This is a genomic window from Streptomyces sp. NPDC097617, assembly GCF_044761485.1.
Classification (GTDB): Bacteria; Actinomycetota; Actinomycetes; order Streptomycetales; family Streptomycetaceae; genus Streptomyces.
In genome coordinates this window covers 167320-178134 of record NZ_JBIWCL010000010.1, presented here as the reverse complement: position 1 = coordinate 178134, position 10815 = coordinate 167320, and the positions used below count along the sequence as shown (strand labels likewise).

The window sequence follows — 10815 nt, the reverse complement described above, 5'->3', positions numbered from 1 at the left end:
GCCGGGGGCCGGGGGCCGGGGGCCGGGGGCCGGGGGCCGGGGGCCGGGGGCCGGGGGCCGGGGGCCGGGGGCCGGGGGCCGGGGGCCGGGGGCCGGGGGCCGGCAGGCGCACTGGATCCTGGAGGTCCGTCCGGTGGACGACCACCGCGGATTCGGCGGCTCGTTCGAGCAGCTGCCCGACCTGGTCCGACCGTGCACCGGATCATCCCCCGACGGGTGCCGGCCGACTGCCGTCCCTGGTGCGCCTCTTGGATGATCCACCACAAACGGGCAGGTGGCGGGGGTCCTGTTCGTCCACCGCTCCAGTTGCCCCGGCGGGCCGGCTGTTGGTTGACTGGCTCGCGCCGCCCCCCGGGCAGCCGGCGCGATGCCACGAACGGGGGCTCCCGCAGTTCTGCCGACCGCGCCAGGAAACCTCCATCGTGAACCGTGATTCCGTCCTGACCCGACCGCCGGCCGCCGGCCCCGGGCCGTCCGACCGCCCGGCCGGGGCCGTACCGCCTCCGGTGCGCCGAAGGCGCCGGGACACCGCCAGGGCGACCGCGGCGGCAAGCCTGCACAGCATGAGCGCGGTCACCGCGGCCCTCCTCGGGCTCGTCGCCATCGGCGCCATGATCCACGAACCGGTCCTCATACCCTCGCTGGCCGCCAGCGCCGCCGTCCTGCACAGCTCCCCCACCCTGCCCATGGCCCAGCCGCGCAGCGTCGTCGTCGGGCACCTCCTCGGAGCGGCGGTCGGGTACGCGGTCCTCGCGCTGTCGCACAGCAGCCCCTGGGCCGCCGCGCTGGCGGGCGGTGCCACCCTCGCGGCGACAACCCTCGCCCGTACCCCGCACGCCCCGGCCTGCGCGACCTCCGTCATCGTGGTGCTCCAGACCCCCGAACCCGTCCGGTTCGTTCCGCTGCTGCTGGGCGCCACCACGGTCCTCGTCCTCGCGGGCATCGCGGCCTCCCGGGTACGCGGCGGAGCGCCGCGCTACCCCGTCTACTGGTGGTAGCAGCGGCGGTGTCTGCGTGGGCTCGCAGACCTCCGGCCGGTGGCCGGCCCCGGGGCTTGATCCCGGGTACACGGGGCGGCCCCGCACGGTCCGCCACCGCCTCCCGAGCCGGCGGCGACACGCACCGGAGCCGCCGCCCCGCACCCGCGCGCACGGGCGAAGCCGTGGAAATCTGGGTCACTCCGGACTGCCCGCCACTTCGCGGACCACCGAGTGAAGGAAGCGACCGCCATGACCACGAACAGCGCGTACGTCATCGTCGGAGCGGGACTGGGCGGGGCGAAAGCCGCGCAGACCCTGCGCGAGGAGGGCTTCGAGGGTCCGCTCGTCCTCATCGGTGCGGAACACGAGCGCCCCTACGAACGGCCGCCGCTCTCCAAGGGCTACCTGCTCGGATCGAAGGAGCGCGAGGCGGTCTACGTCCATCCGGAGCAGTGGTACGCGGAGCACGACGTAGACCTGCGGCGGGGCGCGACGGCCACCGCCCTCGACACCGCGGCCCGCCGGGTGACGCTCGCCGACGGCCGCCGGGTCGACTACTCCAGGCTGCTGCTGACCACCGGTTCCGCACCGCGCCGGCTGCCCGTTCCCGGCGCGGACCTGGACGGGGTGCTGTACCTGAGGCGGCTGGAGGACAGCGACCGGCTCAAGCGGGCCTTCCGGCCCGGCGCGGCGGTCGTCGTGATCGGCGCGGGCTGGATCGGCCTGGAGGCGGCCGCCGCCGCGCGTGCCGCCGGCGCCCGGGTGGTGGTCCTGGAGAGCGCGGAGCTGCCGCTGCTGCGGGTGCTCGGCCGTGAGGTCGCCCAGGTCTTCGCCGATCTGCACCGGGACCACGGCGTGGACCTCCGGTTCGGCGTCGGGATCAGCGCGATCACCGGTGACGGAGACACCGCCGACGGCGTACTACTGGCCGACGGCACCCGTATCGCCGCGGACACCGTCGTTGTGGGCGTCGGTATCACCCCGAACACCGGCCTGGCCGAGGGCGCGGGGCTGGAAGTCGACAACGGCATCGTCACCGACGAGCACCTGCGCACTTCCGTCCCCGATGTGTACGCGGCGGGCGACGTGGCCAACGCCCACCACCCCTTCCTCGGGCGGCGCATCCGGGTCGAGCACTGGGCCAACGCCCTGAACCAACCGCAGACCGCGGCCCGGGCCATGCTCGGGCAGGACGTCGCGTACGACCGACTGCCGTACTTCTTCACCGACCAGTACGACCTGGGCATGGAGTACACCGGGTACGTGGAGCCCGGCGGCTACGACCGGGTCGTCTTCCGAGGCAGCACCGAAACCCGGGAGTTCATCGCGTTCTGGCTGGCGGGTGACCGTGTCCTGGCCGGTATGAACGTGAACGTCTGGGACGTCACCGAGCCGATCCAGGCCCTCATCCGCTCCCGCGCGACGATCGACCCGGTGCGCCTGGCCGACCCGCAGGTCCCTCTGGAATCTTTGCTTCCCCACTGACCCGGACGGCCGGAACCCCGGTGCGGGGCGGATCAGGGCCAGCGAACGGTGGCGACGAGGGCCGGCACGACGGTGGCGGTGAAGGGGAAGTGCCGCTCGGCGGTGGGTTCCACCTGGGCGTGCAGCCCGGAACTGGGCACTCCCATGCCCGCACCCGCCCTCTCCTGCCGTCACCGGGTCACCGCGGAACCCGGCGGGGACCGACCGGTCAAGAACAGCGCACATCCGCCCGCCACTAGGACACACATCCACTCTCGCCACTCGTTCGATTGGTTCCGGAGGGAATTGGGCCCTGCGCGTCGAGCCGGCGCAGGGCGAGGACGCCGCCGATGCCCGGGACGGCCGACAGTGCGACGACCGTTCGGTCCCGGCCGTTCTCGCGGGCGGCGGTGATGATGACGATCAGGTAGGCGCAGCCGTGCACCGGGCCCACGGCCGAGGCGAGGGCGGGAAGGTGCAGCAGGCCGAGGTTGACCAGCAGGGCGGCCAGGGTGGCGAGTTCGACGGGGGCGGAGATCCGCAGGAGTCGGCCGGCGCGGTGTGGCACTTCAGGCTCCTGTGGTGGATCCGGGGCGGACGATCATGAGTACGGTCACCGTGGCCCACAGCAGATTGAACACCCCTGTGTACATGCCCAGGTGAGCGGCGGCCCGCTGCACGGCGGAGGTCGAACGCGCGTCGGCGGCGCCGTGCAGTCCGGCCAGGGCCGCGGCCTGGCCGGGCAGCACCAGCGTGGCCAGCACGGCGGCGGCGGCCGCGGTCAGCGCGATCGAGATGAGCAGCCACGGGCTGGTCAGCACGTGGAGGCTGCGGGCAGTCGCCAGGCCGAACACCGGCACCACGACCGCGATCACGGCGTAGACCCGGCAGATGCGGTGCAGCGTACGGACCTCGGGGAGGATGCCCGCCCCGTCGGGTGCGGCCAGGGCGCGGCGCACTGCGGCGGGGAACATGCCGGCGGCGACGGTGACGGGGCCGATCGTGATGATCGCCGCCAGGACGTGGACGGCGAGGAGGAATTTCGTCACGCGGGCGATCCAGCCCGGTGGCCGGTGACCTTGCTCGCGGGCAGCCGGCCCGCCCTGGCCGTGCCGGTCAGTTCGTCCTGCGTCACGGTGACGTCGAAGACCAGGTGCAGGCGCAGGGGCTTGGTGATCGACTGGCGCCACGTCAGGCGGTCGCCGTGGCGTTCGAGTCCGGTCAGCGGGACCTCCTCCGCGTCTCCCGTGGCGACTCCGCGCAGCTCCCCGTCGCCGGTGAACAGACGCAGTACGGCCTGCTGCCTGCCGATGGGGGTGGCGAGGACGAGGTTCCAGGTGCCTTCGACAGTCATGTGGTGCGCTTTCTCGGTGGTGGGCGGTCGGAGCAGGTGGGGCCGGGGTCAGAAGGCTGCGGGAACCGGGCCTGCAGCGCGCCATACCGTGCCGCGGCGCTCGTGGGCGAAGAGCTGCTCCACGGCGTGTGCGATGCGCGGGCCGAGTTCGCGCTCCAGCAGGTACAGGCCCAGGTCCAGGCCGGAGGTGACGCCCGCGCCGGTGACCAGGTCGCCGTCGTCCACGACGCGGGCGTCGATCGCCACCACGCCCGTGGCGTCCAGCAGGTCCCTCCCGACGTGGTGGGTGGTGGCGTGGCGGCCCTCGATCAACCCGGCCATGGCGAGCACGAGGGAGCCCCCGCAGACCGTGGCGACGGTCAGGCCCGGCCGGTCCAGGGCTTCCTTCAGCAGTGCGGGCAGGCCGGTCCCGAGGGTGCGGCCCAGGAGGGTGGGGATCGAGTCGGCGTTCACCGGGGCGTCCGGATCGGCGAGGTCCCCCAACGGGCCGGCGGCGCCCGGTACGAGGACCAGGTCCGCGCGCCGCGGGTCCAGTCGGGCGGTGGCCCGCAGCGAGATCGGTCCCACGCCGCTGGGTACGTCACGCGGGCCCTCCGCGGAGACCAGTTCCACCCGCAGGGCTCCCGGCGCCGCCATCGAGCCGGCGTGCAGGACCTCGTAGGGGGCGATGACGTCCAGCGGATCGAAGCCGTCGAACAGCACGATCTGACACAGCATCGGAAAGGGTTCCTTGTCTCTGGGGGAAGCGCACGAATGCTGCGCCGACCCCGACGCTAGTCAGGGCCCCCGGCTCCGGCCAGAGGCTGGAATGCCACCTTCCAACGGATTCCGGCCAACCGCAGCGTTGGGCACCACAAGGCTTCTGAGCTGCTGGAACAGTAGGCATGGGACCTGGGTTCGCGGACTCGGGGTGCTGCGCATCGCTATGGTTGGGCCATGCATACCGTGGCCGTGATCGCCCTGGACGGAGTGATTCCGTTCGACCTGTCGACCCCCATCGAGGTGTTCTCACGCACCCGGCTCCCCGGCGGCCGCGCTGCCTACCGGGTCCGTGTCTGTGCCGCCTCCGAGGAGGTCGACGCCGGGGCGTTCGCCCTGCGCGCGCCGTGGCCCCTGGCGGCGCTGGCCGAGGCGGACACGATCATGGTCCCGGGTACGGCCGATCCGACCGCGCCCGTTCCCGAGGAGGTACTCGACGCGCTGCGGGAGGCGGCCGGGCGGGGAACCAGGATCGCCTCCATCTGCGTGGGTGCCTTCGTGCTGGCCGCGACAGGCCTCCTGGACGGCCTGCGCGCGACCACGCACTGGTCGGCCGCCGAGCTCCTGGCCGCGCTCCATCCGGCCGTCGAGGTGGACCCCGGAGTGCTGTACGTGGACAACGGACAGCTGCTGACCTCGGCCGGGGCGGCCGCCGGGCTCGATCTGTGCCTGCACATGATCCGGCGCGATCTCGGCTCGGCGGTGGCGGCGGACTCCGCCCGGCTGTCCGTCATGCCACTGGAACGGGACGGCGGGCAGGCGCAGTTCATCGTCCACGACCAGCCGCCGGCCCCGCGCGGATCGGTGCTGGAGCCGCTCATGCGGTGGATGGAGGACAACGCCCGGCGCGAGCTCACGCTCGACGAACTCGCCCGGCGCAGCGGTATGAGCGTGCGGACCCTGAACCGCCGCTTCCGCGAGCAGACCGGCACATCACCGCTGCAGTGGCTGCACCGCGCCCGGGTGCGCCAGGCCCAGCACCTGCTGGAGACCACCGCGCACCCCGTCGAACGGATCGCCGCACAGGTCGGCTTCGGCTCCCCCACGGCCTTCCGCGAACGCTTCAAACGCCTCACCGGCACCAGCCCGCACGCCTACCGGCGCACCTTCCGAACACAGAACGCGCCGTGACGAGCCATGGCCCGGCGCAGCCGCGCCACCGGTCGCTGCCGTCTCCGTGATCATGATTCCCCCATCATGTTGACCACCCGGGTCAAGCCCGGGTGCAGACCACGCGCGCCGCTGGGGCGTTCGCGTCCCGTCAGCCGAACCGCACGGTCTTGAACTCTGCGAGGCGGCGCGCCCCGGGTGCAAGCACCACCCCGTCGTCCTGGCAGTCGATGCTCATATGGAGGGTGGCGGTCCTGTTCGTCGTGTTCCGCGCGGCGCGGGCGCGGCCGGAGCCCCCCATGCTGCCCGTCGCGTCGATGCACACCTTGTCGGCGGGATGGTGCAGGACCCCCGATCGCACGTGTCCCCCGGATGTGTACCGGAAGCTGAACGCGCCGTGCGCCGCCTCGGCGGGCTGTGGCGCGGCGAGGGCGAGAAGGGCCGCGAGGGGGGCGGCAGCGCGGTGTGCACGACGCATGACGTGGCTCCGGTTCCGTGAGTGATCCTCAGTTGAGCGCATGATCACTGGTATGCCGGGGCCGAACACTCCCGCTCCCTCCAAGAGATGACTTCCGTGAGCCATCCGGCGTCTTGCGGGCCAGGCGGGAGTCGGGCGGGGTTACCGTCCGCTCCGTTGCCCGATCTTCACGTCACGCGGATGCCCGACCAGCTCCCCCGGAGACCACCGTGTCCGATCACCCCCGCACCGCTCACCCCCGGCGCCGCCGGACGGCCTCCGCGGCGCCGGTCCTGCTGGGCCTGCTGGGCCTGCTGCTGCTCGCCCCGGCCGCCGTCCCCTCGGCCGCGGCACCCCATCTCCCGGCCCGACCGGGTGCCGGACCCGGCGCGCAAACGGTGCAAACGGTAAAGACGGTGACGGCCGAGGGGACGGCGGTGACAGCGGTGACTGCCGTGACCGCGGTGGCGCCGGGTGGCACCGCCGCGCTGGCCGGGTACGCGATCCGGTCCTCGGCCGAGGTCCCCGACCCGGCCGCCGCGGTGTCCGCACCCGGCTACTCGACGGCCGGCTGGCACCGCGCCGGGCCCCGCTCCACCGTGCTCGCCGCGCTGGTCGCCGACGGCACGCACCCGGATCCGTTCTACTCCACCGACCAGCAGCGCATCCCGCGCGGTGACTTCGCCGTACCGTGGTGGTACCGCAGCGACTTCACGCTTCCCGACACCTCGGAGCGCACCTCGCTGGACTTCAGCGGGGTGGTCTCCGCGGCGGACGTGTACGTCAACGGCCGCCAGGTCGCCTCCGCGGCGGAGGTCGCCGGGATGTACACGCGCCACGAGCTCGACATCAGCGCACTGGTACGGGCCGGCACCAACACCGTCGCCTTCCGGATCCACCCCAACGATCCGCGCAAGCACCTCACCCTGGGCTGGCTCGACTGGCTGCAGCCGCCGCCCGACGCCAACATGGGGCTCGTCCGTGATGTCCTGGTGCGGCGCAGGGGGCCGGTCTCGCTCCACGACGCGCACGTGGTGACGCGCCTGGACATGCCGTCGCGGCATTCCGCCCCCGCCTCCACCTCAGCGGCCGCCGAACTGACCGTGAAGGCGCAGGTCCGCAACGATTCGCGGGCGCCCGTCTCCGCCACCGTCACCGCGGCCATCAGGGGTACCGCGATCGTGCTGCGCCGGCACGTCACCCTGCGCGCCCAGGAGACCCGGTCCCTCACCTTCTCCCCGGACGCCCACCGGCAACTGCGCCTGGCCCGCCACGCACTGTGGTGGCCGGCCGGCATGGGACCCCAGCACCTGTACGGACTCGATCTGACGGCGACGGTCGCGGGCAGCCGCTCGGACGCGGTCCGCCGGCACTTCGGCATCCGCGAGGTGAAGGCTCCTCTGAACTCCGCCGGCGCCCGCCAGTACACGATCAACGGTCGCCCCCTGCTGATCCGGGGGGCCGGCTGGTCGGCCGACGAGCTGCTCCGCTGGGACCGCGCCGCCGCGGAGGACCGGATCAAGGCCGCCCTCGATGCCGGCCTGAACGCCTTCCGCCTCGAGGGCCACATCGAGCCGGACGAGTTCTTCGACCTCGCCGACCGGCACGGGATCCTGACGCTGCCCGGCTGGGAGTGCTGCAACAAATGGGAGGGGCAGGTCAACCCCACCGGCACGGGCGAGAAATGGAACGAAGCCGACCGCCGCACCGCCCGGGCCTCCATGGCCGCCGAGGCCGCCCGGCTGCGCAGCCACCCCAGCGTCGTGTCCTTTCTCATCGGAAGCGACTTCGCACCCGACGCCCGGACCGAACGGGACTACCTCGACGCCCTGCGCGCCGCCGACTGGCCCACCCCGGTGATCCCGGCCGCCTCCGCCGTCACCACACCCCTGAGCGGCCCCTCGGGCATGCGGATGACCGGCCCCTACGACTGGGTCCCGCCCTCGTACTGGTACGACAAGCGTGAGGGCGGCGCGACGGGCTTCAATTCCGAGACGAGCGCCGGCCCCTCCATCCCCACCCTCGACACCCTGCGCCGCACTCTCTCACCGGCCGAGCTCGAGACCCTGTGGACGTCGCCCGCCGCCCCGCAGTACCACCGCTCCCCCTCCCGCAACTTCAACACGCTGAAGCTGTTCAACGAGGCCCTCGCCCGCCGTTACGGCGCCCCCCGCGATCTGCGCGACTACGTGGCCAAGGCCCAGCTCAGCCAGTACGAGAGCGTCCGGGCCCAGTTCGAGGCCTACGCCCGCAACGCCACGGACGCCACCGCCCCGTCGACCGGGGTGGTCTACTGGATGTTCAACAGCGGCTGGACCTCGCTGCACTGGCAGCTCGTCGACCGCTACCTCGACCGGGGCGGCGCCTACTACGGGGCCAAGAAGGCCAACGAACCCCTGCACATCCAGTACTCCTACGACGACCGGACGGTGGCCGTCGTCAACCGTCGGACCACCGCCGTGTCCGGGCTCACCGCCAGGGTCACCCTGTTCGGAACCGACGGGACCGCGCGCTACGACCGCACGGTACGCGGGCTGCGGGTCGGCGCCGACGGCGCGAGGAGCACCGCGCTGACCGTTCCGGCCGTCGTGGACGGCCCGGACTCCACGTACCTCGCCCGGCTGACACTGACCGACAGCGCCAGCCGCGAGGTCAGCCGCAACGTCTACTGGCTCTCCACCCGCCCCGATGTCCTCGACTACGACGCCAGCGACTGGTACCACACCCCCGTCACCTCCCACGCCGACCTCAGCGGCCTGAACTCCCTGGCGGCCGCCACGGTGACGGCGACCGCGCACACCACGCACCGCGCGGGCTCGCTCTCCACCACCACGGTCGTGCTGCGCAACACGAGCGGGGGCAGGACGCCCGCACTGCTCACCGATGTCCGGCTGGTCGACGGCCGGGACGCGCCCGTGCTGCCGGTTCACTGGAACGACAACCAGATCAGTCTCTGGCCCGGCGAGAGCGCTGTCCTGACGGCCCGGTACCGCAGGTCCGACCTCCACGGTGGCGCGCCCCGGGTCCGGATCTCGGGCTGGAACACACCCGTCACCCACGTCACCGCGGGCTCTCCCTGACACCGGACCGGCCCGGATGAGGACGGCTCAGACGAAGGGGCCGCCGAGGCGGCCGATCGCTCCGTAGTACTTGGAGATCTCGACGCGGTAGTCCGGGTCGGCCAGGTGGTAGTCGCGGTGGAATTCCGGGGCCGCCTTGATCTGCTCCTTCGTGCGGTCCACCTGCACGGTCCGTGTGTCCCGGTCGATACGGGTGACCGTGCCCGCCGGGATCAGGACCTCCTTGCCGAAGATCCAGACTCCCGTGTCGACGACCAGGTAGGCGTCCGTGACGTCCGCGGAGTGCTTGTCGACCTTGCCGATCCTGCCGTCGGACGCCTCCACCGTGAATCCGGTGAGGTCCTCCCCGGTCGGGTGGACGATTCCGGACCGGTAGGCCCACATGTCGTCGTGCATGATCAACCACTCCTCGCATCGGTCGTCGTTCCGCCGGATCCTCGGCCCGGCCGCCGCTTCGCACACCGCCTGCCCCACCGACCCGGCCTCATGCGCCGGGCGCGCGTCCGCTCACGCCGGGCCCTCGGGGCCGGTGCCCGCTCCCGCGGAGGCCAGGGGCGGGGTGTCGAGGCCGGCTCCCAGGTGGTGGAGGCCTTCGATGAAGGCCGCGACGGCCTCGGTGGCCGTGATGGACGGGCTCCACCCCAGCTCGTCGCGGGCCCGGCCGGCGTCGAGCAGCGGCAGCCGCAGGACGGCGTCCAGCAGCCCCGGCGTGGCCGGTACGAGGTGCATGCGCCAGGCCGCGGCCAGCACGGACGACGGCGTCCGCGCCCGCGAAGACCTCCGTCAGATCAGCGCGGCCCGGGTCGATGTCCACCTCGGCCCATCGCACCCCGGGAATGGCGAGGTCGGGGCGGCGGCGGGCGATGCCGAGCACGTCGGTGACCGTACGCTCACCCGCCAGGGCTTTCACCACGCTGGTGCCGGCATTGCCCGTGGCGCCGGTGACGACGACTCGCATCACGCCCACCTCGCCCTTCGGGACAGCCCGGTGTCGTGGCGGGCGGCAGCGGGGCCGGGCGTGGGCGCGGGCGTGATGGATCGTCGCGCCGCCTCCACGTGCAGCCCCTCCAGTACGGCCGCCTGATGCCGTGCGCGGGACAGCAGACGGTCGATGGCGGCCCGGTCGAGGTGATCGGCGGTGTCGGCCAGGATGCCGAGCGACTGCCACAACGACGCCTTGCCCTCGACACCGATCCGCATGGCTTCCAGTTCGAGGACGTCGCTCAGGGGCGAGCGGCTCACCAGGCGGCCGTTGAGTTTGACCCTGCCGGCCTTCTCGGCCAGGCGGCCCACGACGACCCGGTGCCACTGCGCGGGGACGTCGAAGGCGGTCATGATCTCGCGCAGGCTCTCCCGGTCCTCGGCGATCTGCTCGGCGAGCTCGGCCAGGGGCGGCCCGGCCGGCGTACCGCGGTGGGCCCGGGCCATGCGGCGGATGAGCGAGACACCACTGCCGGCGCCCGCGAGATGATCGTTGAGGTAGATCGCGAGGAGGCGCTGCGCGCGCGGAGGAGTGGAGGAACGGGATTCTGATCCGACGGGGCGAGCTTTCATGGCGCTGTTCCGATCGTTTGGACGTCCCGGCCGCCGACACGGGGTCGCGGACCGTAC

The 10815-nt window shown here is 73.0% G+C and carries 12 protein-coding genes; 4 read left to right on the top strand and 8 right to left on the bottom strand.

Translation table 11 applies throughout. The features are described from left to right. Positions 1 to 563: 563 nt before the first annotated feature. Both ACIQZO_RS18760 and ACIQZO_RS18755 read left to right on the top strand, forming a co-directional pair. The gene (locus ACIQZO_RS18760; protein WP_403627320.1) at positions 564 to 998 is read left to right on the top strand and encodes an HPP family protein; all 435 of its coding nucleotides are present in this window, start codon (positions 564 to 566) and stop codon (positions 996 to 998) included. 231 nt (positions 999 to 1229) lie between these two features. After that, the gene (locus tag ACIQZO_RS18755) at positions 1230 to 2465 is read left to right on the top strand and encodes an NAD(P)/FAD-dependent oxidoreductase (protein WP_403627318.1); all 1236 of its coding nucleotides are present in this window, start codon (positions 1230 to 1232) and stop codon (positions 2463 to 2465) included. A gap of 235 nt (positions 2466 to 2700) precedes the next feature. Here ACIQZO_RS18755 and ACIQZO_RS18750 read toward each other — a convergent pair whose 3' ends face one another. Genes ACIQZO_RS18750 through ACIQZO_RS18735 form a run of 4 tightly spaced genes read right to left on the bottom strand, consistent with a single transcriptional unit; the run spans position 2701 to position 4515 of the window. Further along, the gene (locus ACIQZO_RS18750) at positions 2701 to 3012 is read right to left on the bottom strand and encodes a DUF3817 domain-containing protein (protein WP_403627316.1); all 312 of its coding nucleotides are present in this window, start codon (positions 3010 to 3012) and stop codon (positions 2701 to 2703) included. 1 nt (position 3013) lies between these two features. Further along, positions 3014 to 3493 (bottom strand): hypothetical protein, encoded by a 480-nt coding sequence (locus ACIQZO_RS18745; RefSeq protein WP_403627314.1) that lies wholly within the window; start codon positions 3491 to 3493, stop codon positions 3014 to 3016. Further along, positions 3490 to 3798 (bottom strand): hypothetical protein, encoded by a 309-nt coding sequence (locus ACIQZO_RS18740; RefSeq protein ID WP_403627312.1) that lies wholly within the window; start codon positions 3796 to 3798, stop codon positions 3490 to 3492. The genes ACIQZO_RS18745 and ACIQZO_RS18740 overlap by 4 nt, the downstream gene beginning before the upstream one ends. Positions 3799 to 3846: 48 nt before the next feature. Next, complete coding sequence (locus ACIQZO_RS18735; protein WP_403627310.1) at positions 3847 to 4515, bottom strand: DJ-1/PfpI family protein; 669 nt, start codon at positions 4513 to 4515, stop codon at positions 3847 to 3849. Between the two features lie 219 nt (positions 4516 to 4734). On the opposite strand from ACIQZO_RS18735, the gene ACIQZO_RS18730 reads away from it, so the two are divergent. After that, positions 4735 to 5688 carry a GlxA family transcriptional regulator gene (locus ACIQZO_RS18730; RefSeq protein ID WP_403627308.1) on the top strand — a complete coding sequence of 318 codons (954 nt, stop codon included), beginning with the start codon at positions 4735 to 4737 and terminating at the stop codon, positions 5686 to 5688. A 130-nt stretch (positions 5689 to 5818) separates the two neighbouring features. On the opposite strand, the gene ACIQZO_RS18725 is transcribed toward ACIQZO_RS18730, so the two are convergent. Further along, a complete protein-coding gene (locus tag ACIQZO_RS18725) occupies positions 5819 to 6145 on the bottom strand; it encodes a hypothetical protein (RefSeq protein ID WP_403627306.1) in 327 nt (108 codons plus the stop codon). Between the two features lie 209 nt (positions 6146 to 6354). Here ACIQZO_RS18725 and ACIQZO_RS18720 point away from each other — a divergent pair, with 209 nt between their 5' ends. Next, positions 6355 to 9204: a glycosyl hydrolase 2 galactose-binding domain-containing protein gene (locus ACIQZO_RS18720; protein ID WP_403627304.1), complete on the top strand. Its 2850-nt coding sequence runs from the start codon at positions 6355 to 6357 to the stop codon at positions 9202 to 9204. Positions 9205 to 9231: 27 nt separating this feature from the next. Here ACIQZO_RS18720 and ACIQZO_RS18715 read toward each other — a convergent pair whose 3' ends face one another. The 3 genes from ACIQZO_RS18715 to ACIQZO_RS18705 all read right to left on the bottom strand — a co-directional run bounded on the left by ACIQZO_RS18715 (position 9232) and on the right by ACIQZO_RS18705 (position 10758). Next, the gene (locus ACIQZO_RS18715; RefSeq protein WP_403627302.1) at positions 9232 to 9600 is read right to left on the bottom strand and encodes a PRC-barrel domain-containing protein; all 369 of its coding nucleotides are present in this window, start codon (positions 9598 to 9600) and stop codon (positions 9232 to 9234) included. Between the two features lie 111 nt (positions 9601 to 9711). Beyond that, a complete protein-coding gene (locus ACIQZO_RS18710) occupies positions 9712 to 9954 on the bottom strand; it encodes a hypothetical protein (RefSeq protein ID WP_403627301.1) in 243 nt (80 codons plus the stop codon). 207 nt (positions 9955 to 10161) lie between these two features. Continuing rightward, positions 10162 to 10758 carry a hypothetical protein gene (locus ACIQZO_RS18705; RefSeq protein ID WP_403627300.1) on the bottom strand — a complete coding sequence of 199 codons (597 nt, stop codon included), beginning with the start codon at positions 10756 to 10758 and terminating at the stop codon, positions 10162 to 10164. Between the last annotated feature and the right edge of the window lie 57 nt (positions 10759 to 10815).